The sequence below is a fragment of the Microbacterium sp. K2 genome, from assembly GCF_051365005.1.
Classification (GTDB): Bacteria; Actinomycetota; Actinomycetes; order Actinomycetales; family Microbacteriaceae; genus Microbacterium; species Microbacterium foliorum_B.
On record NZ_JBLWII010000001.1, the window covers coordinates 2,203,714 to 2,229,842 of the forward strand.

The 26,129-nt window shown below is 68.0% G+C and carries 26 protein-coding genes; 14 read left to right on the forward strand and 12 right to left on the reverse strand.

Annotation, left to right across the window (positions count from 1 at the left end; all coding sequences use genetic code 11):
- Positions 1-15: 15 nt before the first annotated feature.
- Positions 16-912: an SIS domain-containing protein gene (locus ACLKOY_RS10705; protein WP_436453611.1), complete on the reverse strand. Its 897-nt coding sequence runs from the start codon at positions 910-912 to the stop codon at positions 16-18.
- A 290-nt stretch (positions 913-1,202) separates the two neighbouring features.
- On the opposite strand from ACLKOY_RS10705, the gene ACLKOY_RS10710 reads away from it, so the two are divergent.
- The 4 genes from ACLKOY_RS10710 (at position 1,203) to ACLKOY_RS10725 (ending at position 4,976) form a co-directional block, all read left to right on the forward strand.
- Positions 1,203-2,447, forward strand: a complete 1,245-nt coding sequence (locus ACLKOY_RS10710; protein WP_436453612.1) for an extracellular solute-binding protein — start codon at positions 1,203-1,205, stop codon at positions 2,445-2,447.
- Positions 2,448-2,497: 50 nt separating this feature from the next.
- Entirely contained in the window at positions 2,498-3,472 is a 975-nt protein-coding gene (locus tag ACLKOY_RS10715) for a carbohydrate ABC transporter permease (RefSeq protein ID WP_436453613.1), read from the forward strand.
- A gap of 2 nt (positions 3,473-3,474) precedes the next feature.
- Positions 3,475-4,395: a carbohydrate ABC transporter permease gene (locus ACLKOY_RS10720; RefSeq protein WP_171821966.1), complete on the forward strand. Its 921-nt coding sequence runs from the start codon at positions 3,475-3,477 to the stop codon at positions 4,393-4,395.
- A 173-nt stretch (positions 4,396-4,568) separates the two neighbouring features.
- Positions 4,569-4,976, forward strand: coding sequence for a hypothetical protein (locus tag ACLKOY_RS10725; protein ID WP_436453614.1), 408 nt, complete (start codon positions 4,569-4,571; stop codon positions 4,974-4,976).
- A 46-nt stretch (positions 4,977-5,022) separates the two neighbouring features.
- Here the strand turns inward: ACLKOY_RS10725 and ACLKOY_RS10730 are convergent, their stop codons facing one another.
- A complete protein-coding gene (locus tag ACLKOY_RS10730; protein WP_436453615.1) occupies positions 5,023-6,189 on the reverse strand; it encodes an ROK family protein in 1,167 nt (388 codons plus the stop codon).
- Between the two features lie 138 nt (positions 6,190-6,327).
- Complete coding sequence (locus tag ACLKOY_RS10735; protein WP_042541193.1) at positions 6,328-6,627, reverse strand: chorismate mutase; 300 nt, start codon at positions 6,625-6,627, stop codon at positions 6,328-6,330.
- 94 nt (positions 6,628-6,721) lie between these two features.
- On the opposite strand from ACLKOY_RS10735, the gene ACLKOY_RS10740 reads away from it, so the two are divergent.
- On the forward strand, positions 6,722-7,999 hold the full coding sequence (locus ACLKOY_RS10740) for an AI-2E family transporter (RefSeq protein WP_436453616.1): 1,278 nt from the start codon (positions 6,722-6,724) through the stop codon (positions 7,997-7,999).
- A 77-nt stretch (positions 8,000-8,076) separates the two neighbouring features.
- Here ACLKOY_RS10740 and ACLKOY_RS10745 read toward each other — a convergent pair whose 3' ends face one another.
- From ACLKOY_RS10745 to ACLKOY_RS10785, 9 genes are all read right to left on the reverse strand, one after another.
- Entirely contained in the window at positions 8,077-9,000 is a 924-nt protein-coding gene (locus ACLKOY_RS10745; RefSeq protein ID WP_436453617.1) for an ABC transporter substrate-binding protein, read from the reverse strand.
- Positions 9,001-9,053: 53 nt separating this feature from the next.
- On the reverse strand, positions 9,054-9,788 hold the full coding sequence (locus ACLKOY_RS10750; protein ID WP_436453618.1) for an ABC transporter permease: 735 nt from the start codon (positions 9,786-9,788) through the stop codon (positions 9,054-9,056).
- Complete coding sequence (locus ACLKOY_RS10755; protein WP_436453619.1) at positions 9,785-10,465, reverse strand: ABC transporter permease; 681 nt, start codon at positions 10,463-10,465, stop codon at positions 9,785-9,787. The genes ACLKOY_RS10750 and ACLKOY_RS10755 overlap by 4 nt, the downstream gene beginning before the upstream one ends.
- Entirely contained in the window at positions 10,462-11,349 is an 888-nt protein-coding gene (locus ACLKOY_RS10760) for an ABC transporter ATP-binding protein (protein WP_258184347.1), read from the reverse strand. The genes ACLKOY_RS10755 and ACLKOY_RS10760 overlap by 4 nt, the downstream gene beginning before the upstream one ends.
- 64 nt (positions 11,350-11,413) lie before the next feature.
- The gene (locus ACLKOY_RS10765) at positions 11,414-11,716 is read right to left on the reverse strand and encodes a DUF427 domain-containing protein (RefSeq protein WP_436453620.1); all 303 of its coding nucleotides are present in this window, start codon (positions 11,714-11,716) and stop codon (positions 11,414-11,416) included.
- Positions 11,717-11,917: 201 nt separating this feature from the next.
- Positions 11,918-13,351: a dihydrolipoyl dehydrogenase family protein gene (locus ACLKOY_RS10770; RefSeq protein ID WP_436453621.1), complete on the reverse strand. Its 1,434-nt coding sequence runs from the start codon at positions 13,349-13,351 to the stop codon at positions 11,918-11,920.
- Between the two features lie 250 nt (positions 13,352-13,601).
- Positions 13,602-14,975 carry an MFS transporter gene (locus tag ACLKOY_RS10775; RefSeq protein ID WP_436453622.1) on the reverse strand — a complete coding sequence of 458 codons (1,374 nt, stop codon included), beginning with the start codon at positions 14,973-14,975 and terminating at the stop codon, positions 13,602-13,604.
- Positions 14,976-15,032: 57 nt separating this feature from the next.
- Positions 15,033-16,142, reverse strand: coding sequence for a lactonase family protein (locus tag ACLKOY_RS10780; RefSeq protein ID WP_436453623.1), 1,110 nt, complete (start codon positions 16,140-16,142; stop codon positions 15,033-15,035).
- A 7-nt stretch (positions 16,143-16,149) separates the two neighbouring features.
- Positions 16,150-17,436 carry an adenylosuccinate synthase gene (locus ACLKOY_RS10785; protein ID WP_140035722.1) on the reverse strand — a complete coding sequence of 429 codons (1,287 nt, stop codon included), beginning with the start codon at positions 17,434-17,436 and terminating at the stop codon, positions 16,150-16,152.
- Between the two features lie 176 nt (positions 17,437-17,612).
- Between ACLKOY_RS10785 and ACLKOY_RS10790 the strand changes: the two genes are divergently transcribed.
- The 9 genes from ACLKOY_RS10790 to ACLKOY_RS10830 all read left to right on the forward strand — a co-directional run bounded on the left by ACLKOY_RS10790 (position 17,613) and on the right by ACLKOY_RS10830 (position 26,129).
- On the forward strand, positions 17,613-18,602 hold the full coding sequence (locus ACLKOY_RS10790) for a DMT family transporter (protein WP_436453624.1): 990 nt from the start codon (positions 17,613-17,615) through the stop codon (positions 18,600-18,602).
- Between the two features lie 248 nt (positions 18,603-18,850).
- Positions 18,851-19,555: a Pr6Pr family membrane protein gene (locus tag ACLKOY_RS10795; RefSeq protein ID WP_436453625.1), complete on the forward strand. Its 705-nt coding sequence runs from the start codon at positions 18,851-18,853 to the stop codon at positions 19,553-19,555.
- A gap of 122 nt (positions 19,556-19,677) precedes the next feature.
- Positions 19,678-20,835, forward strand: coding sequence for an AAA family ATPase (locus tag ACLKOY_RS10800; protein ID WP_436453626.1), 1,158 nt, complete (start codon positions 19,678-19,680; stop codon positions 20,833-20,835).
- Between the two features lie 29 nt (positions 20,836-20,864).
- Positions 20,865-21,752: a DUF58 domain-containing protein gene (locus tag ACLKOY_RS10805; RefSeq protein ID WP_436453627.1), complete on the forward strand. Its 888-nt coding sequence runs from the start codon at positions 20,865-20,867 to the stop codon at positions 21,750-21,752.
- On the forward strand, positions 21,739-22,230 hold the full coding sequence (locus ACLKOY_RS10810; RefSeq protein WP_436453628.1) for a hypothetical protein: 492 nt from the start codon (positions 21,739-21,741) through the stop codon (positions 22,228-22,230). The genes ACLKOY_RS10805 and ACLKOY_RS10810 overlap by 14 nt, the downstream gene beginning before the upstream one ends.
- The gene (locus ACLKOY_RS10815; protein ID WP_436453629.1) at positions 22,221-23,207 is read left to right on the forward strand and encodes a vWA domain-containing protein; all 987 of its coding nucleotides are present in this window, start codon (positions 22,221-22,223) and stop codon (positions 23,205-23,207) included. Before ACLKOY_RS10810 ends, ACLKOY_RS10815 begins: the two co-directional genes overlap by 10 nt.
- Positions 23,204-24,229: a vWA domain-containing protein gene (locus ACLKOY_RS10820; protein WP_436453630.1), complete on the forward strand. Its 1,026-nt coding sequence runs from the start codon at positions 23,204-23,206 to the stop codon at positions 24,227-24,229. Before ACLKOY_RS10815 ends, ACLKOY_RS10820 begins: the two co-directional genes overlap by 4 nt.
- The gene (locus tag ACLKOY_RS10825; RefSeq protein WP_436453631.1) at positions 24,226-25,014 is read left to right on the forward strand and encodes a hypothetical protein; all 789 of its coding nucleotides are present in this window, start codon (positions 24,226-24,228) and stop codon (positions 25,012-25,014) included. The genes ACLKOY_RS10820 and ACLKOY_RS10825 overlap by 4 nt, the downstream gene beginning before the upstream one ends.
- Positions 25,008-26,129, forward strand: coding sequence for a DUF4064 domain-containing protein (locus ACLKOY_RS10830; protein WP_436453632.1), 1,122 nt, complete (start codon positions 25,008-25,010; stop codon positions 26,127-26,129). The genes ACLKOY_RS10825 and ACLKOY_RS10830 overlap by 7 nt, the downstream gene beginning before the upstream one ends.

The window sequence follows — 26,129 nt, forward strand, 5'->3', positions numbered from 1 at the left end:
CGCGGGTGGGTCGGGTCATGCATCCAGGATGACGGATCGCGTGAGGTTGCGAGGCTGATCGGGGTCGAGACCCTTGGCGACCGCGCGATCGAGGGCGACGCGGTGCAGGCGCACGAGGTCGGCGAGCGGGTCGACCGGATGCTGCACGAAACGCGCCCCGGTGGCCTCGACCTGCGCGGCCAGTCCCTCGGGCGCCTGGCCGAACTGCCACGTCACGCGGCCGGGTGCGGCGATCGCGATCGGACCGTGGCGGTACTCCATCGAGGGGTACGACTCGGTCCACGACTGCGACGACTCGCGCATCTTCAGGGCGGCCTCGTGTGCAAGGCCGACGGTCCAGCCGCGGCCGAGGAACGAGTACTGCTCGGCATCGCGCAGCTCGTCGTCGTAGTGTGCGGCGAGCACGGCGGCGGCATCATCGATCGCACTCGTGAGGTCTTCGCCGAGCGACGCGCGGAACAGTGCCAGGGCGGTCGTCGCGAAGCGCGTCTGCACGACGGATTTCTCGTCGGCGAACGGCAGCAGCACGGCGTCGTCGACCAGCGAGACGAGCGGCGAGGTCTCGTCACCGATCACGCCGATCGTGGGCACGCGGCCCTTGATGCGCTCGACCAGCTCGAGCACCTCGGTCGTGGTGCCCGAGCGCGTCAGCGCGACCACGGCGTCGTAGCCGCGGTCGACGAACGACTCGGATGCCGCGAACGCGTCGGTCTCGCCCTGCCCCGCGGTCTCGCGCAGGAACGCATAGGACTGCGCCATGAACCACGACGTGCCGCATCCGACGACCGCGATGCGGGCTCCGGATGCCGGCAGCAGCGCCTGCGCATCACGGAGATCGGCCGCGCGGGCCCAGGTCTCGGGCTGCGAGTTCAGTTCTTCGCGCATGTGTGCGCCGGGCAGAAGTTCGGTCATGTCGGGCCCTCCGGACCAGATGTTGCAAGTTTGTGATCGTTTAACTGTCGATTCGATCATAGTATTTCGACACGAGGAAATCATGCAAGGTTCCTCTTGATTTGTTTATTCTCCTGACAAATAATCGAACAAGTTCCACCGCCCCTCCGCAGATCCGGTCCACGGAGGGTTCCTCGAGCCGACCCGGCTTGAACCGATCGCCCAGCCACCGGCGAAGGCGATCACACGCACCGTCGCGTGAGTTGTGCTTGCGACTGTGCACCACCTACACAGTGAGGAATGCAATACACATGAAGAAGTCACTGCGATTCGGTGCCGTCGCCCTGGCGGCGACCGCCACGCTCACGCTCGCTTCGTGCGGGTTCAGCGGCTCGACGGGAGGCGGCGGAGACGCCGAGGGCGAGACGACGCTCAACCTTCTGGTGCCCAGCTACTCCGACGCCACCAAGGGCCTGTGGGAAGACGTGATCGAAGGGTTCGAGAGCGAGAACCCCGACATCACGGTCGACCTCGAGGTGCAGTCGTGGGACAACCTCGAGAAGGTCGTCTCCACCAAGATCCAGGCAGGTGAGGCTCCCGACATCTACAACGGCGGACCGTTCGCCGGATTCGTCGGCGACGAGCTTCTCTACCCGGTCGAGGACGTGGTCTCGGAGGAGACCTACTCCGACTTCCAGGACGCGTTCCTCGCGAACGCCGAGGTCGACGGCACCGCCTACGCCCTGCCGCTGATCGCATCGGCCCGCGCCCTGTTCGTCAACAACGCGCTGCTCGAGCAGGCGGGCGTCGAGGCTCCGACGACCTGGGACGAGCTGCTCGATGCCGCGACCAAGGTGTCGGCACTCGGCGGCGGCGTGGCCGGTTACGGCATGCCGCTCGGTTCCGAAGAGGCGCAGGCCGAGGCGGCCGTGTGGCTGTGGGGCGGCGGCGGCTCGTTCGGCGATGCCTCTGAGATCACGATCGACACCCCCGAGAACCTCGCAGGTGCCGAGCAGATCAAGAAGATGATCGATGCCGGTGCGACCCAGGCAGACCCCGGTTCGACCCAGCGCTCGCCCCTGATGGACATCTTCATCCAGGGCAAGATCGGCATGCAGGTCGGCCTGCCGCCGACGGTGGGCCAGATCGCGGAGGGCAACCCCGAGCTCGACTACTCGATCGTCCCGATCCCGACCGAAGACGGCTCGCCGTTCACGCTCGGCGTCATGGACCAGCTGATGGCGTTCCAGAACGACGGCGACAAGCAGGAGGCGATCACCGCCTTCTTCGACTACTACTACTCGGCCGACGTGTACGTGCCGTGGGTGCAGGCCGAGGGCTTCCTGCCCGTCACCAAGTCGGGTGCCGAGCAGCTCGCCGGCGAGGAGGCGCTCGCGCCGTTCCTCGAGGTGCTGCCCGACGCGCAGTTCTACCCGTCGACGAACGAGAAGTGGTCGGCCACCGACGGAGCCTTCAAGGCGCTGTTCGGCCAGCTGCAGTCGAAGCCGGCTCAGGACGTCCTGACCGAGATCCAGGCACAGGTCGACGCGGGCTGAGTCCCGCTGACACTGCCCACACCAAGCGACGGAGAGGTTCGGGTTTTCCCATGAGCCAGACGAAAGAAACCTCGAACCTCGCGGGGGCGGCCACCGGCCGCCCCCGCACCCCGGGGCGCCGACCAGGCGCGACCCGCGGCAAGCCCGGAGGGAAGGACCTCCTCCAGGCGCTGCCCTGGATCGCCCCGGCGCTGCTGCTCATCATCGGCGTGGTGCTGTTCCCCGCCGGAGTGATGTTCTTCAACTCCACCCGCGACATCTCACTCTCGGGCCTCGACAAGGGCTCGGTCGGCTTCGACAACTTCGTGACGGTGTTCACGTTCGCCGAGTTCTGGCCGATCATCTTCCGGACGATCATCTGGGTCGTCGCGGTCGTGACCTTCACGGTGCTGATCTCGCTCGGACTCGCGCAGATCCTCAACAAGGCGTTCCCTGGTCGGCAGATCGTGCGCATGGCGGTCATCGTGCCGTGGGCGGCATCCGTCGTGATGACGACGATGGTCTTCTACTACAGCCTCGAGCCGTACTTCGGGGTCTTCAACAAGTTCCTCTACGACATCGGGCTGTCCGACGACGCGGTCGGCTACGGCTGGACCAAGAACCCGGCCACCGCATTCGCGTGGTCGATCGTGATCGCGATCTTCGTATCGCTGCCGTTCACGACCTACACGATCCTCGCCGGACTGCAGACGGTTCCGGCCGACACTCTCGAGGCCGCCAAGATGGACGGCGCCGGAGCGACGCGCACCTACTGGACCATCGTGCTGCCGCAGCTGCGCAGCGCCCTCGCGGTCGCGGTGCTCATCAACATCATCAACGTCTTCAACTCGCTGCCGATCCTCAAGGTGATGACCGGGTCGATACCCGGCTACGGCGCAGACACGATCATGACGATGATCTTCAAGTACATCGAGCTGCAGAAGAAGGTCGACGTCGCGAGCGCGCTCTCGGTCGTCGCCTTCCTCATCGTGATCGTGATCGTCGCGATCTACGTCAAGGCCGTCAAGCCCATGAAGGAGGTCTGATCATGACTCTGACCGAGACCGCCCTCGTCACCACCGCAGGCGACGACGCCGCCCCCCGCATCCCCGGGCGCAAGCGCCGGTACACCGAAGACCAGGTCACGCTGCCCCGCGTCATCCTGCGCATGGCCGCCGGCATCCTGGTGCTCGCGATCTTCGTGCTGCCGTACCTGATCATGTTCTTCGGCTCCGTCAAGACGAAGTCGCAGATCCGCTCGGTCGACCCGACTTACCTGCCGATCGAGTGGCACTGGGAGAACTACATCTCGATGTGGTCGACCCCCGAGACCCCGCTGCCCTACAACCTGATCTCGACGATCATCATCGCCGTGTTCGCGACACTGCTCGTGCTGCTGGTGTCGCTGCCTGCCGCGTACTACACGGCCCGCTTCAAGTTCCCCGGGCGCATGGTGTTCCTATTCCTGGTGATCGTGACGCAGATGCTGCAGCCGGCCGTGCTCACCTCGGGTCTGTTCCGCCAGTTCACGGTGCTCGGACTCAGCGACACGTGGGCTGCGATGATCTTCATCAACGCCGCGTTCAACCTGTCGTTCGCGGTATGGATCATGCACTCGTTCTTCGCCGGCATCCCCAAGGAGATCGACGAGGCCGCCCAGATCGACGGCGCAGGACGCTTCACCGTGCTCTTCAAGATCAACCTGCCGCTGGTCTGGCCCGGCATCGTGACCGCGATCGTGTTCACCTTCGTCGCCTGCTGGAACGAGTTCGCCGCATCGCTCGTCATCCTCTCCACCGACAAGAACCAGCCCCTGTCGGTCGCGCTCACCAAGTTCGTCGGTCAGTACGAGACGAGCTGGCAGTACGTGTTCGGCGTCTCGATCGTCGCGATCCTGCCCGTCGTCATCCTGTTCATGCTCATCGAGAAGCGCCTCGTCGGCGGCCTCACCGCCGGCAGCGTGAAGTAGAGCCAGCTCGCGATCACCCCGACGGCGGTGGCGCTGGTCCGCTCGTCAGGCGCTCGGAGCGGATGAGCGCCGTCTAGTGTGGTGACGCAGGGGGGCAATATATGACATGGCAGGATGCTGGACGAGTTGATCGACGACCGTCAGGCGATGCACACCCGGGGTGGGGATGGGGCGTGGTGCTCGTTCCGGCAGCGGTCGGACTCGCAGCGCTCGGGCTGTTCTTCATCCGATCTCTCGACCCCGGGCTGGGCACCCTGATCGGCGTCGCCCTCATCGCCTGGGCGGTGTCCCTCGCGATGCCGTTCTTCGTCATCGCCTGGTACGCGGCGCAAGCGGCATGGAAGGCGCCTCGCGAGCAGCGCGGCCAAGCGTTCGCTGCGCCATCGCACGCGCTGCGACGCATCGGATTCGGCATGCGCTGGAGCTTCCGCGCGCGCGGCTCGCTCTTCAACCCGGCGTCGTACGACGGACCGGACCTCCCGATGCTCGTCACCGGCAAGATCGTCCACTACCTCGCAATCGCGATCCTGGTGATGGCCGGGCTGGTGGCCGCACTGGTCGGGATCGCTTCACCGCGCTGAGCGGAGGCCTCGCGTCTGCAGCGGCCTCAGGAGAGAGCGCTGAAGTTCAGTCGCGAAGAGCGGATGCTGCGCGCAGCTGCGCCGGGCTCCAGCGCACCCCCAGCGCGCTCGAGAGCGCCACCTGTGCGACACCCGTCGAGATCGACGCGTCGGAGTCGGCGTATCGCACCGGCACGTTCGCGGTGCCGGTCGCGGTGTAGTCGACCTCCGCCTGCACGAGCGGCAGGAACCGCTCGCCCAGCGCCCGTGCCGGCCCGCCGATCACGACCTCGGCCGCGTCGAGCACTGCGGCGATGAGCTTGATGGTGCGGGCGAGCGCCCGTGCTCCCTCAGCCAGATGCTCGTCGTCGGCAGACGCGGCGAGCGCAGCGATCGTCTCATCGTCCATGGCGTCATCGAAGTCGTCGCCGAGCATGGCCGTCATCGACGATGCCGACTCCAGGCAGCCCCGCCGGCCGCAGCGGCACGTGCGCGCGTCATCGCCGAACTCCACCTGGACGTGACCGATCTCGCCCGCGCGATCGCGAGGCCCCGGAGCGAGCTCGCCATCGAGTGTCACCGCCGCGCCGATGCCTGTGCCGATATGGATGAACAGCCGATAGCCCGAGGACTCGTCTTCTCTTGCCGCCTCGGCGATCGCCTCGGCATCCACGTCGTTGACGAGCAGCACGGGAATCCCGAGCACGGCTTCGAAGCGATCGGCCAGCGGAACATCCCTCCAGCCGAGCTGCACGCTCTCGAACACCCGACGTCCGTCGGTCGTGCCCGGCAGCTGCACTCCGGCGACGAGCAGTCGACCGGAGTACTCGGCCGCGATATCGGCCACGGCGTCGTCGAGCATCTGATCCCGTGACTCGTCGGAGAACGCGACCCTGCGCGTCTCGACCTCGGAGCCGTCGAGCGCGACCAGCGCGATGCGCGCATCGGTCGGTCGGATCACGAGCACGAGGATGACGTGATGTTCGGCCGCGATGGTCAGAGTTGTCGCCCGCTTGCCGCCGGTGCTCGCAGCCTGCTCGCCGTCGACGATCAGCTGCAGGTCGATGAGCTCGGCCACCAGAGATGAGGCGGTCGCCGCCGTGAGACCGGTGGCGCGGGCGATCCCCGCCCTCGTCTCAGAGCCGGGATTGCGGAACACCAGCTGCAGCGCCCGACGCAGGTTCGCGCGGCGAACCGACGCCTGTGTGTCGAGTGCGTCATCACCGTTCAGCATGGTGCCGGTCCCGGGGTCGGATTTGCTTGACAGACCTGGTGGTTCTGCGTACCCTCAGTCATAGTTTATTCAATAAACTTAGTTCGGTCCCCGGGCGGGTGAGTGCTGCACACACTGTCACTCGCCCGGAAGGCCGGATCATCGCCCCTCGGCGGCTTCGGTGTGATGGCGGATGACTTCAGCCACCACGAAGTTGAACCACTTCTCGGCGAACTCCGGGTCGAGGTGCGCGTCCTCGGCCAGCGCCTTGAGGCGTGCGACCTGCTGCTCCTCGCGTCCCGGATCGGATGCCGGCATCTCGTGCTCGGCTTTGAGCTGCCCGACCTGCTGCGTGGCGCGGAACCGCTCGGCGAGCATGAAGATGAGTGCGGCATCGATGTTGTCGATGCTCGAGCGCAGTCGGAGGAGTTCAGCCCGGGGGTCTTCGGCGGCGGTCATGCCCCCTACTCTACGGAAACACGGGGCTGGAGCACCGTTCGTGACCACGCGGATGCTCCCCGGCGAGGCGCCGATCGGACGCTATCGTGAGCACATGAGCCGAGAAGAGCACGAGCCGTCGTCGAGCGCGTCCGCCGCCGCATCCGACCCGTCCCCGGCGTCCGAGCGCGAGGCATCGACGATCGATGCATCCGCTGACGCCTCCGCGACCGCGAGCTCCCCTGCATCAGCGGCCACCGCGATCACGACGACCGCCCCGCACGACCCGACGTCACCCGCCGCTCGTCACGGTGTCGTCGAGCCGATGACGCCGAGCCGGTCGTTCTGGACGCGCATCGACCGCCCCTTCGTGTTCGGATTCCTGGTGACGCTGGGCGCCCTCGCCGCCATCGTGCTGGGCCTGGCCGTCGCGAACCTGTCGACCGTGCTCATCTACATCGCCCTGGCGCTCTTCGCCGCCCTCGGACTCGACCCCACCGTGCGGTTCCTCGAACGACGCGGACTTTCGCGGGCCATCTCGGTGGTCGTCGCGATCCTCGGACTCATCGTCGTCGCAGGCCTTGTCGTGTGGATGGTGCTGCCGGTCGTGATCGACCAGATCACCAGCTTCGTGGGATCCGTGCCGGGAATGATCCAGGAGTTCACCCGGAGCGACATCTACGCGGCGCTCGACGAGCAGTTCGGCGATCAGTTCCAAGACCTCGTCGCCGACGTGCAGTCGTTTCTCACCAACCCCGGCAACATCGCCGCGATCGGTGGCGGAGCCCTGAAGGTCGGTGCCGGGATCGCCAACGCCATCTCGGGCATCATCGTCGTCCTGGTGCTCACGCTCTACTTCGTCGCGACGCTGCCCTCGATCAAGGCCGGGATGCTTCGTCTCGCTCCCGCTCGTGACCGTGCTCGCGCGAGCGACATCACCGACCAGATCACCGACTCGGTCGGCGCCTACGTCATGGGAATGGTCGTGCTCGCGTTCTGCAACGCCGTGCTCGCGTTCCTGCTGTACCTCTTCCTCGGTCTGCCGTTCCCGCCGCTCATGGCGACCGTCGCATTCTGCATCACCCTGATCCCGCTCGTCGGATCGGTGATCTTCTGGATCATCGGCACGGGCCTCGCCCTGTTCACCAACCCGGTCGCGGCGCTCGTCTTCGCTCTCGTCTACCTCGTCTACATGCAGATCGAGGCCTACGTGATCACCCCCCGCGTGATGAACCGCGCCGTCGCCGTGCCCGGCGCACTCGTGGTGATCGGTGCGCTTGCCGGCGGCACGCTGCTCGGCCTGCTCGGTGCGCTCGTGGCGGTGCCGGTCGCGGCATCCATCCTCATCATCATCAAGCAGGTCCTGATCCCGCGGCAGGATGCCCGGGTCTAGCGCGCTCGCGCTCCCGGAACGCGGAAGTGCCCGGCCCCCTGAGGGACCGGGCACTTCCGAGTGAAGACGGCTCAGCGTCAGACGAGGTCGTTGTCCTCGAGCCACTTCTTCGCGATGTCTGCGGACGACTGCTCCTCGACGGTGCTCAGCACGTTGAGGGCGACGAGCTCCTCGCCGGTCAGCTTGGCGCTGATGGCGTTCAGCACGTCGGAGACGTCATCGGCGATGTCGCTCGAGACGATCGGCACCACGTTCGACGAGATGATCAGGTTCTCGGGGTCTTCGAGAGCGACGATCTCCTCGGTCTCGAAGGCGGGGTCGGCGGTGTAGATGTCGGCGACCTGGATCTGGCCGGCGAGCAGGGACTCGAGCGTGGTCGGGCCGGTGGCCGAGAACGTCAGGTCGACGCCGTAGACCTCCTTGGCCGCAGCCGGGCTGTACGGACGCTGTTCGAACTCGGGGGCCGCACCGATCGTGACCTCGGACGATACGTTCGCGAGGTCGCCGATGGTCGTCAGATCGTTCTCCTCGGCGAAGCTCTTCAGCACCGTGTACGAGTCCTGGTCGGACGCCTCGGCGAAGTCGAGAGCCGTGAGGCTCTCGGGCAGCGCCTCCTGCAGCGCGGCGTAGACGTCGTCGGGGCTGGTCACGTCGACCTCGTCGTCCGAGATGTACTCCAGCAGGCTGCCGGTGTACTCGGGGAAGACATTGATCTCGCCGGCCTCGACGTCAGGCATGTAGGCGTCGCGCTGACCGATGTTGAGCTTCTTCTCGACATCGAAGCCCGCGCCCTCGAGCGCCTGGGCGTAGATCTCGGCGATGATCTCGTTGGAGTAGTACGCCTGCGAGCCGACGACGATCGTGTCGCCGCTGCCCGAGCTCTCACCGGAGTCGGACGGCTCGTCGAGCGGGTTGCTCGACGAGCAGGCGGTCAGGGCGAGTGCTGCCGCGGCGACAAGACCGACGGCGAAGACAGAACGCTTGCCTCGTGCTGTGAACATGGACTTCCTCTTTTCTGGGACTGCTGTGGGGGACATCACGGAGAATGGACGATTCAGGCTGTGGCCGGTTCGACCGCGGCGGGGCGAGCCGATGCGCGAGACCGGCGTCTGGTGGGGCGACCGGTGCGCAGGCCCGCAGGCACGGCGGCATGCTGGAGGGCCGCGAAGATCAGGTCGACGATCAGGGCGAGCACGGCGACGATGATCGCGCCGGCAAGCACCTGGTCGAACCGACGCAGGGGGATCCCCTGGATGATCGGCCACCCGAGACCGCCGAGATTGACGTAGGCCGCGATCGTGACGGTCGCGATGACCTGCAGCAGCGCTGCCCGGATGCCGCCGACGAGCAGAGGGAGACCGAGCCGCACCTCGACCTTCCAGAACACCTGCCAGCCGGTCATCCCCATCGACTTCGCGGCATCGATCACGCGGCGGTCGATCGCTTCGAGTCCCGTGTAGGCCCCCGCGAGAAGCGAGGGAATGGCGAGCAGGACGAACGTGATGATCGCGGCCTCGGGAATGCGGAGCACCCCGAGCAGCAGCACGAGCAGGACCATGAGGCCGAAGGCCGGAATCGCGCGGGCGGCTCCCGAGACGGCGACGGCGATCTCGCGACCGCGACCCGTGTGGCCGATCAACCAGCCGATCGGCAGGGCGATGAGCGCGGCGATCACCACCGAGATCACAGTCAGAGCGAGATGCTGCCCCAGGAGAACAGGCAGCGCGTAACGCCCCTGCCACTGCTCGGGCGCGACCATCCACGCGATGGCTTCGAGGAAGAGGTTCATGCGGGAGCCCCCACAGCGAGAGCGCGGGCCGCTGCGGGCTTCGCGGCCGCCCTGGTCCACGGCATGAGAGCTCGGCCGAGGAGGAGCAGGATCAGATCGATGACGAGCGCGATCACCACGACGGCGATGACTCCGGCGAACACCTCGGCGATGATGCGGCGCTCGAGGCCGTTCGTGAAGAGATAGCCGAGGTTCGTGACCCCGATCAGGATGCCGACGGTGGCGAGCGAGATGGTGCTGACCGCTGTGACTCTGAGCCCGGCGAGGATCACGGGACCCGCGAGTGGGAACTCCACTGCCCAGAAGCGGCGGAAGGCGGCGAATCCGGTCGCGGTGGCGGCCTGGCGTACGTCGTCGTCGACCGAGTCGAGGCCGTCGGAGACGGCACGCACCAGGATCGCGATCGCGTAGATCGTCAGTGCGATCACGAGGTTGGACTCGCTGATGGCCGAGTAGCCGAGCGCGGCCGGGAGCAGGATCAGCAGCGCGAGCGACGGAATCGTGTACAGGAGTCCGGTGAGCACGATGATGGGTCCACGCACCAGTCGGAAGCGCCACGCGACCCAGCCGAGCGGAAGCGACAGCACGAAGCCGAGCACGATCGGGATGATGCTCTGACGCAGATGCACCAGAGTCAGGTCGAAGATCAACCCGAGGTTGTCGGTGACCCAGTTCACGCGCGCTCGCCCTGCACTGCGCCGAGGGCGGCGGCATCCGGCCCCGCCAGCGGACCGTCGGACTTCTCGACGTCGGCCACGATCGCACCCTGCGTGCGGCCCTCGGAGTCGACCACGACAGTGCCGTGCGGGGTCTCCTTGAGGTGCAGAGCGCGACGCCCTCGGTCGGCGCCGATGAACGAGGCGACGAAGTCGTCTGCCGGGTTCTCGATGATCTCGCTCGGGCTGCCCACCTGCACGATGCGCGCGCCCTTGTCGAGGATCACGACCTGATCTCCGAGCAGGAAGGCCTCGTCGATGTCGTGCGTGACGAACACCACGGTCTTGTCGAGCTCGTGCTGCAGCCGCAGCGTCTCCTGCTGCAGGTCGGCTCGCACGATCGGGTCGACCGCGCCGAACGGCTCGTCCATCAGGAGGATGTTCGGGTCTGCCGCCAGCCCGCGGGCCACACCGACGCGCTGCTGCTGACCGCCCGAGAGCTGGCTCGGATACCGCTCGGCCAGCGACTGGTCGAGGCCGACGGTCTTCAGCAGCTCGCGCGCGCGCTCGTGTGCCGGCCCCTTCTTGACACCCGTGAGGCGCAGCACTGTGGCGACGTTGTCGATCACCGTGAAGTGGGGCATCAGTCCGGAGTTCTGCATGACGTATCCGATGCGGCGACGCAGCGCGACGGGGTCGCCGCCGAGCACGCTCTCGCCGTCGATCTCGACCTCGCCCGAGGTCGGCTCGACCATGCGGTTGATCATGCGCAGCAGAGTGGTCTTGCCGCATCCCGAGGATCCGACGAACACCGTCGTCTTGCGTGACGGCAGCACCAGGCTGAAGTCCTTCACGGCGGTGGTGCCGTCGGGGAACTGCTTGGTGACGTTGCGGAACTCGATCACGATTACTCTCCGGTCGGTCGATCGACGAGACGGGCGTCAGCGCCGCGGCTTCGGCATACAGAGGTCATGCGGAGACTTCGACCCGCGGGTCGAACGCGACGAAGCCCGAGAAGTCCTTGCCCACGCGATCGAACGCACTCGGGAAGGGCGTCGGATACGACCATGCGTAATCCGGGTGCAGCTCGCCTCCGGCCTGCACGGAGAAGTACTGGGCGTCGCCCTTCCACGGGCACGTGTACTGGGTCGGGCTCTCGACGAGCGCTCCCTCGGTGATCGACGCCGGCGGGAAGTACCAGTTGCCCTCGATGCGGGCGAGATCGCTCTCGTCTGCCTCGGCGATGACGGTTCCTGCGAGTACAGCCTTCATGGTCCTGCCTCCTCGGATGTGGGTTCGAGCGTATAAGAGGTGTGCGACATTCGGTCGGGGGTTGTGCCCGGGGCCGTCAATGTGGGAAACAATCCTGCTCCGGGCGCGCCGATCGCGCCAGGTCTCTCACGGACTGTTCGGAGCGGATGCCGGAACGGATGGCGCCGAGCGGCACCCGCTCTCCGCATCCGTCCGACGCGCTCATGCCGAATCCCGCCCGTAGGTCTCGAGCAGCCGCAGCCAGATCTCGCTGATCGTGGGGTAGGCCGGAACCGCGTGCCAGAGCCGGGCGATCGGCACCTCGCCGACGATCGCCACGGTCGCCGTCTGCACGAGCTCGGCGACCTCGGGGCCCACGAATGTCGCACCGACGATGACATCGCGCTCTTTGTCGATGACGAGACGAGCCTGACCCTCGAAGCCGTCCTCATAGAGGCTCGCTCCCGCGACCGAGCCGAGGTCGTAGTCGATCACGGCCACGTCGGTGCCCGCCTTGCGGGCGTCTGCCTCGGTGAGCCCGACCGACGCGACCTCCGGGAACGAGAACGTCACCTGCGGGGCCGCCGCACGGTCTGCGGTCGCGACGTGCTTGCCCCAGGGGGCGTCGTCGACGTCGTCGCCCTGGGCGCGTGCCGCGATCACGTCGCCGGCAGCACGTGCCTGGTACTTGCCCTGGTGCGTGAGCAGGACCCGTCCGTTGACATCGCCGACCGCGTAGAGCCAGTCCGACCCGGGCACGCGCAGCGTGTCGTCGACGGTGATCCAGCGGCCCGCCTCGAGGCCCACGACGTCGAGGCCGATGTCGCCGCTGCGCGGCGAGCGCCCCGTCGCCACGAGCACCTCAGCCGCAGTGACCGTGGATCCGTCGTCGAGCACGATCGAGACGCCGTCGTCGCCGCGCGTGACGCTCGTGGTGCCGGTGTCGGTGCGCACGTCGACGCCGAGCTCCTTCAGCCCGGCCGCGACCCGCTCACCCGCGAACGGCTCCATCGAACCCAGCAGACCGCTGCGGGCGATGATCGTCACCGTCGAACCGAGCGCCGCATAGGCCGTGGCCATCTCGACCGCGACCACCCCGCCGCCGATCACGGCGAGCGACTCCGGAAGCTCCTCGGCGCTGGTGGCCTCACGGCTGGTCCAGGGCGAGGCCTCGCGCAGCCCGTCGATCGGCGGGATCACGGCATCCGACCCCGTGCTGATCGCGACAGCGTGGCGCGCGTGGAGCACGCGGGTGCCGCCGTCGGCATCCGTCACCGTCACCTCGCGCTCACCCGTGAGACGGCCGTGGCCGCGAGCGAGGTTGATGCCGGCCGAGTCGAGCCACTTCACCTGCCCGTCGTCGGACCAGTTGCTCGTGAACGAGTCGCGACGGTCGAACACCGCACGCACGTCGAGCTTTCCGGTCACCGCCTCGGCCGAGCCCTTGACCTTCTGCGCCGCGCGCAGCGCCTGGGCCGGACGCAGCAGCGCCTTGGACGGCATGCAGGCCCAGTACGAGCACTCGCCGCCGACCAGCTCGCTCTCCACGATGATCGCGGTCAACCCGTTCTGCACAGCGCGGTCGGCGACGTTCTCGCCCACCGGTCCGCCGCCCAGCACGATCAGGTCGTATTCGTCGGTCTTCTCAGCAGTCATGAGGTGCACCTCTCCGTCGCCCAGTCTTGCTCAAGAGCAACGTCGAGTCACGGGGTGGTTGTTCCTTGGGCGCGTCGCCGGGCGCGTCGGTGGGCGCGTCACGGCCCCGATCCGTCCTGATCCCACCCGATCCGTCTGCAGGACCGAGGCACGTCTGCAGGACCAGATCCGCCTTCTCGTCCTGCATCCGTCTCGTCCTGCATCCGTGCGTCGGTCCTGGAAGCGGACGACCCCACCCGGCCGGCGTCGGTCAGGCCGGATGCCGGGGCGCGACACGAACGGCGAGCACCGCCGCGGCGAGCGCGATGATCGCGGCGAAGGCGAACACCGCGATGAACGGGTCTCCCGCCGCCGCCAGCCCGGTGAACAGCACGCCGGTGATCGCGAGGGCCAGCGCACTGCCGAACGAGTCGGCCACGGTCATGGCCGAGCTGTTGAAGCCCTGGTTCTCGGGTGCCGACATCTCGAGCGTCAGGGCGCTGGTCCTCGGGCTCATCAGGCCCATACCCGCTCCTGCGACGACCCACGCGACGATGATGACGACCACCGGCGCGGCGAGCACGGTGGCGACGAGCGCGAGAACCACCCCCGCGACCACCAGCACCGTTCCGATGCGCACGGCCAGCACACTCGAGAGTCTGGCTCCCATGCGCCCCTGCACGGTCGCCGCAGCCGACCAGGCCAGCGCACCGCCCGTGAGTGAGAGTCCGGCGATGGTCGGCGAGACCGCATAGCGCTCGGTCAGCAGGTAGGGGATGTAGACCTGAGCGCCGAAGAAGCCTGCCGCGGCGAGACCGCGCACGAGCAGCACCGACGGCAGACCCCGTCGCGCGCGCAGCGTGCCCTTCGGCAGCAGCGCACCAACCGCGACGAGCGCCACGACCACGGCGGCGGCCGCGAGCACGGGCCCGGCGCCCGGCAGATCGCCGACGAGATTCAGCGCGAGCACGGCGACCGCGGCGAGCACCGACCAGCCGAGCCGCCCGAAGGCCCACGGCGTGGTGGCGTCGCCGTCGCCCGAGAGTCCTCGGAGCGCCGGGACGACCATGAGCAGCGCGGGTACCACCAGGAAGACGACGCCGAGGAACACCCAGTGCCAGCTCCAGATCTCGGTGACGGCACCGGCCACGGTGGGTCCGACGAGCGAGGGCACGACCCAGGCCGCGGCGAAGCCCGCGAAGATCGCCGGATGCAGGTCGCGCGGGTAGACGCGAGCGACGACCACGTAGAGCGCCACCATCAGCCCGCCGTTGCCGAGGCCCTGCGCGAAGCGCCCGGCCACGAGCACCTCCATGCTGGGCGCGAGTCCGGCGACGATCAGCCCGATCACGAACAGGCCCACCGAGGCGTAGAGAGGAGCCACGGGCCCGCGGCGATCCGCCCAGTTGCCCGCCACGGCCATGCCGATGACTCCGGTGGCCAGGGGCCCCGCGAACGCGAGGGCGTACAGGCGCTCGCCGTCGAGGTCAGCACTCACCGCCGGCATCACCGTCGTGACGGCGAGGGACTCGAACGCCCCCAGGAACACGAGCGCACACGCGCCGATCGTGATCCAGACATAGGCGCCGCTCAGGATGCCGGCGGCGGGCTTCGCGGTCGGAACCGCATCGGTGTCGATGGTCATAGGCTCGACCGTAGAACCTCAACAAAGGTTGAGGTCAAGCTGCGCCCGTCGACCGCCTCAGCGCACCGGCAGGATGTGCGTGGGCGCCGGAGCCTGCGCGATGTGGCGGATGTCGAGCGGAGCCCCTGTGCGCTCGTCGAGGTCGATGAGCGCCACGGTGTCGGAGCGCTGCCCCGCGACGAGCAGCTTGCCCTCGTGCACGAGGTGGTGACGTGGCCAGTCGACCCCCGAATCGGCGAGCGCGATCGGCTCGAGCGCCTCGCCTCCGCCGCGCACGCGCAGCGCCGCGATCGTGTTGCTGCCTCGCAGGGCCGTGTAGAGGAACTGAGCGTCACGGGTGCGGGCGAGCTCGGCGGGGAAGTCCACGCCGATCTCGGCGATGGGGCTCGTGAGCACCGACGACACGACAGCCCACGTGCCGTCGCGCCCGGCGGCGAGCGTGAACACCTCGCACGAGTACTCGGTCACCACGTGCAGGTGGCCGCTGGGGTGCACGACCATGTGACGCGGACCGGTGCCGACGGGCAGCACGACCTCGTGATCGAGCACCAGGCCTCCGGCGATCGGACGCCAGATGCGCACGAGGTCGAATCCGAGGTCGGTCGTCGCGATGCGCCCATCGGCGAGGAACGCCGCGGAGTGCGCATGCGAGGAGCGCGCATCGCCGGTGGCGGTGAGCTCGCCGGAATACGGATCGGATGCCGCGGCGGCGACACCGGCCGGCGCCGTCTCCTCGAGCGGTTCGCCGAGGAGCGCTGCGCGCAGCTCGGCGGCCTTGTTCACGGCATCCGGCACCAGCTGTCCCTGCGCGTCGATGCCGATGCGCACGACTCGTCCGTCGCCGTAGCAGCTCGCGATGAGGAACGATCCGCTCGACGACACCGCCACGTGGCACACACCATCGCCCGCGGCGACCGGCTCGCCGAGCGGCCGCAGGGCCGACTCGCCACTGCGGGCGAAGGCCTGCACGCCGGCATCCGCCTCGAGCGCCGCATAGACGACATCGAGCGACGGATGCTGCGCCAGCCACGAGGGCGAGGCGGTCTGCGTGACCGCACCGCGGTACTCGAGCGCGGTCGGCGCGCTCTCGTCACCGGCGAGCAGGCCGATGCCGTCGGCGGAGCCGTCCATCGCGGGGCCGTACCCGCCGAGCCAGAAGCGTGTCACCGGGCGCTCAGTCGAGCAGGTCGTGACGCACGATGACCTGGTCGCGCTCGGGGCCGACGCCGATCACAGAGATGCGCGTGTTGCTCATGCCCTCGAGCGCGATCACGTAGTCCTGCGCGTTCTTCGGCAGGTCGTCGAAGGTGCGCGCGGTCGAGATGTCCTCGCTCCAACCGGGGAAGTACTCGAGCACGGGCGTCGCGTGGTGGAAGTCGGTCTGGTTGACCGGCACCTCGTCGAAGCGCCGGCCGTCGACGTCGTAGGCCACGCACACCGGGATCTGCTCGAGTCCGGTCAGGATGTCGAGCTTGGTGAGCACGAGGTCGGTGATGCCGTTGACCCGGGTCGCGTAGCGCGTGATCGGCGCGTCGTACCAGCCGACGCGGCGCGGCCGGCCGGTGGTGGTGCCGAACTCGAAGCCGCGCGAGCGCAGCCATTCGCCCTGCTCGTCGAACAGCTCGGTCGGGAACGGACCGGAGCCGACGCGGGTCGTGTAAGCCTTGACGATGCCGACGATGCGGTCGAGAGCGCCGGGTCCGATGCCTGATCCGGTCGACGCGCCACCGGCCGTCGCCGACGACGACGTGACGAACGGGTAGGTGCCGTGGTCGACGTCGAGCATGGTGGCCTGGCCGCCCTCGAACACCACGACCTCGTCGCGGCGCAGGGCCTCGTCGAGCAGGTATCCGGTGTCGGCGACCATCGGACGCAGACGCTCGGCGTACGACAGCAGGTCTTCGACGATCTCGTCGGCGGTGATCGCGCGGCGGTTGAAGATCTTCACCAGCAGGTGGTTCTTCTGGTCGAGGGCGCCCTCGACCTTCTGGCGCAGGATGTTCTCGTCGAACAGGTCCTGCACGCGGATGCCGACGCGGTTGATCTTGTCGGCGTAGGCCGGGCCGATGCCGCGGCCGGTCGTGCCGATCATGCGCTTGCCGAGGAAGCGCTCGGTGACCTTGTCGAGCGTGCGGTGGTACTGCGTGATCAGATGCGCGTTGGCGCTCACCTTGAGGCGCGAGACGTCGATGCCGCGGGCGCCGAGCGCCTCGAGCTCACTGAAGAGCACCTCGAGGTCGATCACGACGCCGTTTCCGATCACCGGGGTGACTCCCGGCGACAGGATGCCGGAGGGCAGCAGATGCAGCGCGTACTTCTCGTTGCCGACCACGACGGTGTGGCCCGCGTTGTTGCCGCCGTTGAACTTGACGACCCAGTCGGTGCGCTCGCCGAGCAGGTCGGTGGCCTTGCCCTTGCCCTCATCGCCCCACTGGACGCCGACGATAACGATTCCTGGCATGGGTATCCCCCTTGCTTTCGCCGGGTTTGCACCGGCTGATGAGCTGGCCCTCTTCGGGCGGCTCCATCCTATCGAAGGTCGTTCGCCGACCCTCCGGGCTGTGGAGTGGAGGGACCCACGTCCTGCAGATGCGCGGCCGAAGCGGAGTCGACGGAGGACTGGCGGAAAAGCATCGGATGCTGTCGCTCGCGCGCATCGCCGATGTCGGTGGCCGGTGGCACGATCGGATAATGCCGAAGACCGGTCGCGTGAGCCGCGACGACACCCTGATCACAGCGACACCCCGAAAGCAGGGACCGCTCGTGCTCATCGCCGCCCTGGTGACGGTGGTGCTGTGGGCGTCGGCGTTCATCGGCATCCGCGGCGCAGGGGAGCACTTCGATCCGGGTGCGCTCGCGCTGCTGCGCATGGCGGTGGGCACTGCCGTGCTCGCGATCATCGCGGTGCGTCACGGCTTGCGGCTTCCCGACCGCCGGCACTGGTGGCTCGTGGCGGTGTGGGGCATCGGCTGGTTCTGCGTCTACAACCTCGCGCTCAACGCCGCCGAGCGGACCCTCGACGCGGGCACGGCGGCGATGGTCGTGAACCTCGCGCCTCTCATGGTCGTGGTCTTCAGCGGACTGTTCCTGCGCGAGGGGTTCCCCAAGCCGCTCGTCATCGGGGCGCCGATCGCCTTCCTCGGCGTGGTGCTGATCGGCATGAACTCGTCGACGAGCGAGGGTCCCGACATCACCGGCCTTCTGCTCGCGCTGCTCGCCGCCGTGCTGTACGCGGGGTGCACTCTGCTGCAGAAGCACCTGCTCAGCGCGGGATCCGACGCGACGACCCTGACGTTCCTCGGCGCTGCAGCCGGCACCGTCGCGCTGATTCCCTGGGTGGGCAACCTGGTCGGAGTACTGCAGACGGCTCCGCTGGGCTCGACACTGTGGGTCGTGTATCTCGGCATCTTCCCGACGGCGGTCGCCTTCACGACATGGGCGTACGTGCTGCAGCGCAGCACCGCCGGGCAGACGTCGGCGACGACCTACGTCGTACCGGCGATCGCGATCCTGATGTCGTGGGCGATCCTCGGCGAGGTGCCGACCCCGCTCATGTTCATCGGCGGCGCGCTGTGCCTGCTCGGAGTGCTCGTGACCCGCATGCGCTGGGGCCGTCGCTCCGCCTGACCGTCGGCGTTCGCCCGGTGCGTGATCTCTCACCGAGACCGATCAGCGAGCGCTGTGCCCGTGCATGGCCAAGAAAGCACCTCACACGCGACCATCCGATGTTCTTTTGACCACCCACCGCACTTCACCCGCGTTTTTGACCACCCACCCACTGCGCCTCCCATCGCTTCGCGACCAGTGTCGAGATACCGACATATCGGTCTAGCGTCGACCGGCATACTGACCGATAAAGTGTGCGCGGAGGCGAAATGAAGACCTGGTGGCCCTACGCACGCCTCGCAGCGGCGGTGCTCGGACTCGCGGCGATCGCCGCGCAGCTCGCCCGCAGCATCGAGAACGCTCTCGCGGCCACCACCGAGTGGGGTCAGCACCTGCCTACTGTCGCCGCGAACTTCTTCAGCTTCTTCACAATCCTGTCGAACGTGCTCGCGGTGATGGTTCTGGCGATCGGCGCGATCTGGTCACTGCGCCACCGCCGCGGCACCGAGCCGGAGCCGACCTGGTTCGCGATCATCCTGGCCTGCGTGAGCACCTACATGATCGTCACCGGCATCGTCTACAACACGCTGTTGCGAGGCGTCGAGCTGCCCCAGGGTGTGACCGTGCCGTGGTCGAACGAGGTGCTGCACGTCGTGATCCCGCTGTTCCTGCTCGCGGATCTGCTGTTCGCGCCGCGTCGACGCGCGCTGCGCTGGAGCGCCGTCGCGATCATCACGATCTTCCCGATCGTCTGGGTCGTCTACACGATGATCCGCGCGAACCTCATCATCGCCCCCGCCACTGGTGAGACCTGGTGGTACCCGTATCCGTTCCTCAACCCGCATCTGGTGCCCGGCGGCTACCTCGGCGTCTCGGGATACATCGTCGGCATCGCGATCGCCATCATCGGCGTCGCGTGCTTCGTGGTGTGGGTCGGGCGCAAGCGCGGTGCTCCCGTCCCTGCCGCCGTCTGATCGGACCGCCGAGAGCTCGACCTGTATCCGTCGCCGGGCCGGAGCGGAGAGACCGGATGCGGTTACGCTGGTCGACGGGGGGTCGTCGACGCGTCCCCCCGTGGGAACGAGGAGACATACCGATGAACGAGCCCTACGCGCCCGGCCCCTCTGCAGGTTCGACGCCGCCGCCTCCGCCCGCGCCCTCCACCCAGGCAGCCCCACCTGCCCCGCCCGCTCCTGCGACCCGCGCCGCCGCATCGGCATCCGCACCCGCGGCACCCGCGGCGTCGACGTCGGCGAGCAAGAAGTCAGAAGCCCCCACCGAAGCTGAGCTCCAGCGCGCGACCGCCGTGCTCAAGACCGTGTCAGACGCGTACTCCGCGAAGATGGTCGGCCAGGAGCGTCTGCGCATGAGCCTGCTGATCTCGCTGATCGCGGGTGGGCATATCCTGCTCGAAAGCGTTCCGGGACTCGCGAAGACGACCGCTGCGAGCACGCTCGCCGACACCGTGAGGGCGCAGTTCAAGCGCATCCAGTGCACGCCCGACCTGCTTCCCAGCGACATCACCGGCAACCAGATCTACGACGCGGCGACCGGATCGTTCCGCACCGTGCTCGGCCCGGTGCACGCGAACTTCGTGCTGCTCGACGAGATCAACCGCTCGAGCGCCAAGACCCAGAGCGCCATGCTCGAGGCGATGCAGGAGCACCAGACCACGATCGGCGGCGAGGTGCACCACCTGCCCAAGCCCTTCCTCGTGATCGCGACGCAGAACCCGATCGAGCAGGAGGGCACCTACGAGCTGCCCGAGGCGCAGATGGACCGCTTCCTGCTGAAGGAGATCGTCGAGTACCCGAGCCCCGCCGAGGAGTTCGAGATCCTCGGGCGCATCGACTCGGGTGTGCTCGACCCCGACCGCCACGTCTCGAGCGCGATCAGCCTCGACGACGTGCACATGCTGCAGGACGTCGCGAGCCGCATCTACGTCGACCCGGCGATCCGCAACTACATCGTCTCGATCGCCTACGTCACTCGCAACCCCGCGCCGTACATCGGCGAGGAGCGCGCCCGCTTCATCAAGTACGGCGCGAGCCCCCGGGCGAGCATCGCGTTCCTGCAGGCATCCCGGGCGCTGGCGCTGCTGAACGGCCGTGGCCACGTGATCCCGGAGGACATCCGCTCGCTGCGCCACCTCGTGCTGCGCCACCGCGTGCTGCTGACCTTCGAGGCCGACGCAGACGGCATCCGCAGCGAGGAGATCATCGACCAGATCTTCGCCGCAGTGCCCACACCCTGACCTTCGACACGCTCAGGGACCCACCCGCCATGTCCAGCCTGATCGCCCAGGTGAAGAGCAAGCTCTTCATCCACTCGTCGCGCAAGTCGCTGCACGCGCTCGACGGCGCCTACGCGTCGCTGCTGCACGGCCGCAGCCTCGACTTCGAGGATCTGCGCAAGTACGAGTACGGCGATCAGGTGCGTGACATCGACTGGCGCGCCACGGCTCGGCTGGGCACCCCGCTGGTCAAGCGACACCGCGCGATGCGCATGCACACCATCCTGTTCGTGGTCGACACCGGCCGTTCGATGGCCGCGCTCGCGCACGACGAGAGGTCGAAGAAGGACCTCGCGATCCTCGCCACCGGCGTGCTCGGTGTGCTCGCGCTGCGCCACGGTGACGACTTCTCTCTCGTCTACGGCGATTCCGACCGCATCCGCCGGCGCGCACCGGGCCGCAGCGAGGGCGCGCTCGAACACGCCCTGCGCACGATCGACCAGTCGATCGACGCGAGCACGGCGTCGAGCGACCGAGACGCGCTGCTGTCGTACGTCACCCGCACGATCTCGCGGCGCATGATCGTCGTCGTCATCACCGACGAGGCTCCGGTCACCGAAGCGACAGAGCGGATGCTGCGCCGACTGCGCGTGCAGCACGACGTGCTGTGGCTGACCGTGAGCGATGCCGACCCGGTGCTCGACCACGCGACGGGCACCATCCGCAGCGATGTCGACAGCATGTGGGAGGTGCCCGACTTCGTGCAGGGCGACCCCGACATCATCCGTGAGCTCGCCGCGCAGACCGAGGCCGACGCTGCGCGTCTGGCAGAGCTGCTCAAGCGCATGGAGATCAGCCACAGCGTTCTGGCCGGCCAGGACGACGCCGTCTCGCAGCTGCTGCAGCTGCTGAATCGGAGGTCGAATGCCCGGCTCTGATGAGCTCTACCCGCCGTTCCAGTACGGCTGGGGATGGCTCCTGCTCGCCTTCGGCATCCTGCTGCTGATCATCGCGGCGGCGTGGCTGATCGTCGCTCTGACGCGTCCGCGGCGCGACCTCACGCTGACCCGCGACGCGCAGGGGCCCACTCTGCTCACGACCGATGTGCTGTCGCAGCTGAGGGTCGAGTACTTCGACCGCATCCAGCGCATCGAAGACGACTACCGCGCACGCGCGCTCTCGGCCCGCAATGCGAACCTCGAGCTCAGCCGTGTGGTGCGCACCTTCGTGAACGAGTACAGCGGACTCGAAGCCCCGGTGCTCGCGCTCGACGATCTCGTGTCTCGCGGAGTGCACCCCGCCCTCGTCGACGCCATGGGGCGCCACTATTACCCGAGCATCTTCCGACCCGGCCCCGCGATCGATCCGATCGCAGGCGCCGAGGCGGCCAGAACGGTGGTGCGCACGTGGCACTAGCGAACGGGTGGCTCATCCTCGTCGCCGTCGGCGTCGTCGTGATCGCGATCGCGCTCGGCATCGTGATCGGTCTGCGCAGCCATGCGAAGACCGACGAGCACGAGCGGGCGCGTGTCGCCCGCGCCGAACGCCTGCGCGCGCTGCCGACCTTCCGGCAGGCGCTGAACCGACGTGTGCTGGCGTTGTCGAGCATCCTGCTGATCGGCGTGGTCGCGACCCTGGCTGCCGGAGTCGTCTCGGCGCGCCCGATGGCGTCGCAGACCATCCAGCCCGTCAACACGAGCCGCGACATCATGCTGTGCCTCGACGTCTCGGGCTCGATGAGCGAGGTCGACGTCGAGGTGCTCACGGTCTTCGAGGAACTGCTCGAGGATTTCGAGGGCGAGCGCATCGGCCTCACAATCTTCAACAGCTCGCCCGTGCAGATCTTCCCCCTGACCGATGACTACGAGTTCATCAGCGACCACCTGCGGAGCATCCGCGAGAGCTTCGAGTTCAGCGAGTCGATCCCCGAGCACTGGGTCGGCACGCTCAACGGCAACGGCGCCTCGCTGATCGGCGACGGTCTGGCCGCATGTGCCATGGCATTCGACCACCCCGACGACGAGCGGTCGCGGTCGATCATCTTCGCCACCGACAACGAGGTCAACGGCGCCTCGATCGTGACTCTCGACGAGGCTGCGGCGTACGCCGATTCGAACGGGGTCCGGGTGTTCGCGCTCAACCCGGTGCAGGGCAAGGATGCCGACGTCAGCGCCGAGCTCACGAAGGCCGCCGAGGCGACGGGCGGCCAGGCCTTCGGCCTGCGCGACACGACCACCGTGAGCGACATCGTCGCCCAGGTGCAGGAGCAGGAGGCGGCCGCGCTGAAGGGTCAGGCGCAGGTCGTCTGGACCGACGCCCCGAACCTCTGGATCGTCGTGCTGATGATCTCGATGCTCTCGTTCATCGTCGTGCTCTGGAGGGTGAGACTGTGATCTTCCAGCCCGTGCTCAACGTCTTCCTCCTGGCGCTTCTCTGCGCGCCGGTGGCCGCTCTCGCCGTGATCGCGCTGACGAAGGCCAAGGGACGCGACAAGGCGCTGTGGGCCATGCGGCTGGTCATGCTGCTGGCCTGCTTCGTCATGTTCCTGCGGCCGGGCATCCCCGGGGGCGCGACCGAGACGCTGGCGACCGACACAGACATCGTGCTCGTCGTCGACACGACCGCGAGCATCGTCGCCGAGGACTGGAACGGCGACGAACCGCGCCTGGACGGCGTCCGCGCCGACGTGCAGACGATCGTCGACGAGTACCCGGGCGCCCGCTTCGCCCTGATCACCTTCGACGCTTCGGCCGACCTGCGCATGCCGCTCACGACCGACACGACCGCGCTCGTCTCCTCGCTCGAGGTGCTTCGGCCCGAGGTGACGAGCCAGTCGCGCGGCAGCTCGATCGGCATCGCCAACCAGCTGCTCGCCGACACGCTGTCGAACGCGGCCGAGGCCTCGCCCGACCGCTCGCGCATGGTCTTCTACTTCGGCGACGGCGAGCAGACGGTGACGTCGCCGCCCGAGCCCTTCGACGGCAGCGAGAAGCTCACGGATGCCGGCGCGGTGCTCGGCTACGGCACCGCCGAAGGCGGCCCGATGAAACTCAACACGGGCAGCGTGGATGGGTCATCGAGTGGGTACATCGAGTATCAGGGGGCGAACGCACTGTCGGTGATCGACGAGGCGAACCTCGAGGCGATCGCCGCGGATCTCGGCGTCGACTACCAGCACCGCACCGCGGATGCCGAGCTGATCCTGCCCGAGGCTCCGTCGACCACCACCAGCTATGCCGAGTCGGGAACGGTCGGCAATGTGACCGAGCTGTACTGGATCGCCGCCCTCGTCGTGGTGGCGCTGCTCGGCGTGGAGCTCACAAGGGCGAGCATGCTCGTCGCCCGACTGCGTCTGCTGCGAGCGCCGTCGTCGTCCCGCCGCCGGAAGAGCCCGACCGGCGGAGGTGCCGCATGACCGACCTGTCCGCCCGCGCAGGCGCGACGCCATCCGGCAGCCCCGAAGACCTGAGGGCATCAGCCGCCGCCGCCCTGCTGGCCTCGAATCGTCGCCGACGCAGCATCCGTCGGTGGATCGCGATCGGCACACTGCCCCTCGCGCTGGCCGCCCTGCTGTTCGTCGGCAAGATCCTCAGCATGTACGCGTTCGCGCACCAGTCGATCACCGCCTACGTGGCCGACGACTACGCGGGTTCTGAGGCATCGGCCCGCGGCCAGGAGTTCCTCAACTGGTTCGAGCCCTACAAGGCGCCGTTCAACGTGGGCACCGCACTGGCCGGGGCCGAGAAGCTGCCGGAGGCGCGGGCGAAGCTCGAGGAGTCGCTCGACCTGGCGACCGGCCTCGAGGTGTGCACGGTGCGCATCAACCTGGCGCTCGTCCTCGAGCGCATGGGCGACGCCGCGCGCACCGAGGGCGACGGCGCTGCGGCCGCCGAGTTCTATGGCGAGGCGCTCACCGTCACGACCGAGACGCCGGAGGAGTGCAACAGCGACGAGGCGCAGGAGCAGTCATCCGACCCTGACCGCGACATGCAGCAGAGCCAGGATGACCTCGAAGACCGTCTCAAGCAGAAGCAGCAGAACGAGCAGCAGCCACCCCCCGAGGAACAGCAGGAGCAGGAGCCGCAGCCCTCGGACGAGAAGCTCGAAGAGCTCGAGGAGAAGCTCGAGCAGGGCACGCAGGAGCGCGATCAGCAGCAGGGCGACGACGGCGGCGGCTCGGGAACGGACAAGCCATGGTGATGGATCACGAGAAGCAGAGGGCCCGCTACGTCGCCGGCACCGAGGGGGCACCACCAGTTCCGCCGCCCGGAGGCTATCGCAACGCACGCCGTCAGGCCGGTCCCGTCGTGCAGCATCCGGGCTCCCCGGCCATGTCGGGCACGGCGACCGCGGCCGAAGCCTCGACGGAGGAGAAGAAACCGGCGAACGCACTCGGCTGGGTCGCTCTGATCCTCGGCATCCTGTTCGCTCTGATCCTCCTCATCACCCTGGCGATCGGAGCGACCGACGCACTCTACGGCGTGACCATGCTGGCTCTGCAGCTCGTGGTCGTCGCCGTCATCATCGGTGCGATGTTCACCGCCCGCGGACGCACCCTGGGAGCCGTCGCCCTTGCGGTCACCCTGATCTTCAACGTCGCCACGGTGGGCGGCATCGGTGCACTGCAGACCTCGGCCTCGGGCAGCTATGACGGCATGAAGACCGAGGAGCAGAAGCACGAAGAGGCCTACCCCGGCATCAGGGGCACGGATCCTCAGGATGCTCTGCGGCAGCAGTCGCTCGAAGACGTGCGGGCCGAGGCCGACAGCCTGTTCGCCGACATCCGCGAGCGCGTCACCGACGAATACGGGTACGAGTGGGTGCAGGTCGGCGACGAGGATCTGCGCCCAGAGCGCAACGGCTACGGCGGAGAGTCGATGCTCGTCGAGTACACGTCCGTGGGCTGGGCGACCAGCGAGCCGATCCAGGACTACAGCCTGAAGCTCGAGGTCATGGCCACGATCGACGAGGTCGTCGCCGCGCACGGCCTGCCGTCGCTGTACTCGTTCAACGGCGAGTATTCGGGCATCGATCCGTCGATGATCGCGAAGCTCTACGGCAGCGAGGACCCCCGCGAGCAGCACACGTGGGAGTACTACACCGAGAACTACCCCGACCCGATGCGGTTCTACACGAACATCTTCGACCTCTCGAACGATCCGTCCGGCGACTTCCTGAAGACCAGAGAGGCGCAGAGCGCCCGCACCGGAGAACCGCTCGAGGGGCTGCAGATGGTCGTCATCGCGAGCGCTGTGCTCAGCGACGCCGACCGCGCCGAGTTCGAGCAGAAGCTGCAGGAGTACCCCGGGTTCTGA

What these genes read in the sequence shown, in the direction of transcription:
- ACLKOY_RS10775 (WP_436453622.1), bottom strand. Translation starts at nt 14,975, where the DNA reads ATGACCATCGACACCGATGCGGTTCCGACCGCGAAGCCCGCCGCCGGC.
- ACLKOY_RS10745 (WP_436453617.1), bottom strand. Translation starts at nt 9,000, where the DNA reads ATGTTCACAGCACGAGGCAAGCGTTCTGTCTTCGCCGTCGGTCTTGTC.
- ACLKOY_RS10765 (WP_436453620.1), bottom strand. Translation starts at nt 11,716, where the DNA reads ATGAAGGCTGTACTCGCAGGAACCGTCATCGCCGAGGCAGACGAGAGC.
- ACLKOY_RS10735 (WP_042541193.1), bottom strand. Translation starts at nt 6,627, where the DNA reads ATGACCGCCGCCGAAGACCCCCGGGCTGAACTCCTCCGACTGCGCTCG.
- ACLKOY_RS10795 (WP_436453625.1), top strand. Translation starts at nt 18,851, where the DNA reads ATGAAGACCTGGTGGCCCTACGCACGCCTCGCAGCGGCGGTGCTCGGA.
- ACLKOY_RS10705 (WP_436453611.1), bottom strand. Translation starts at nt 912, where the DNA reads ATGACCGAACTTCTGCCCGGCGCACACATGCGCGAAGAACTGAACTCG.
- ACLKOY_RS10720 (WP_171821966.1), top strand. Translation starts at nt 3,475, where the DNA reads ATGACTCTGACCGAGACCGCCCTCGTCACCACCGCAGGCGACGACGCC.
- ACLKOY_RS10730 (WP_436453615.1), bottom strand. Translation starts at nt 6,189, where the DNA reads ATGCTGAACGGTGATGACGCACTCGACACACAGGCGTCGGTTCGCCGC.
- ACLKOY_RS10825 (WP_436453631.1), top strand. Translation starts at nt 24,226, where the DNA reads ATGACCGACCTGTCCGCCCGCGCAGGCGCGACGCCATCCGGCAGCCCC.
- ACLKOY_RS10805 (WP_436453627.1), top strand. Translation starts at nt 20,865, where the DNA reads ATGTCCAGCCTGATCGCCCAGGTGAAGAGCAAGCTCTTCATCCACTCG.
- ACLKOY_RS10785 (WP_140035722.1), bottom strand. Translation starts at nt 17,436, where the DNA reads ATGCCAGGAATCGTTATCGTCGGCGTCCAGTGGGGCGATGAGGGCAAG.
- ACLKOY_RS10710 (WP_436453612.1), top strand. Translation starts at nt 1,203, where the DNA reads ATGAAGAAGTCACTGCGATTCGGTGCCGTCGCCCTGGCGGCGACCGCC.
- ACLKOY_RS10740 (WP_436453616.1), top strand. Translation starts at nt 6,722, where the DNA reads ATGAGCCGAGAAGAGCACGAGCCGTCGTCGAGCGCGTCCGCCGCCGCA.
- ACLKOY_RS10800 (WP_436453626.1), top strand. Translation starts at nt 19,678, where the DNA reads ATGAACGAGCCCTACGCGCCCGGCCCCTCTGCAGGTTCGACGCCGCCG.
- ACLKOY_RS10790 (WP_436453624.1), top strand. Translation starts at nt 17,613, where the DNA reads ATGCTGTCGCTCGCGCGCATCGCCGATGTCGGTGGCCGGTGGCACGAT.
- ACLKOY_RS10715 (WP_436453613.1), top strand. Translation starts at nt 2,498, where the DNA reads ATGAGCCAGACGAAAGAAACCTCGAACCTCGCGGGGGCGGCCACCGGC.
- ACLKOY_RS10750 (WP_436453618.1), bottom strand. Translation starts at nt 9,788, where the DNA reads ATGAACCTCTTCCTCGAAGCCATCGCGTGGATGGTCGCGCCCGAGCAG.
- ACLKOY_RS10810 (WP_436453628.1), top strand. Translation starts at nt 21,739, where the DNA reads ATGCCCGGCTCTGATGAGCTCTACCCGCCGTTCCAGTACGGCTGGGGA.
- ACLKOY_RS10770 (WP_436453621.1), bottom strand. Translation starts at nt 13,351, where the DNA reads ATGACTGCTGAGAAGACCGACGAATACGACCTGATCGTGCTGGGCGGC.
- ACLKOY_RS10830 (WP_436453632.1), top strand. Translation starts at nt 25,008, where the DNA reads ATGGTGATGGATCACGAGAAGCAGAGGGCCCGCTACGTCGCCGGCACC.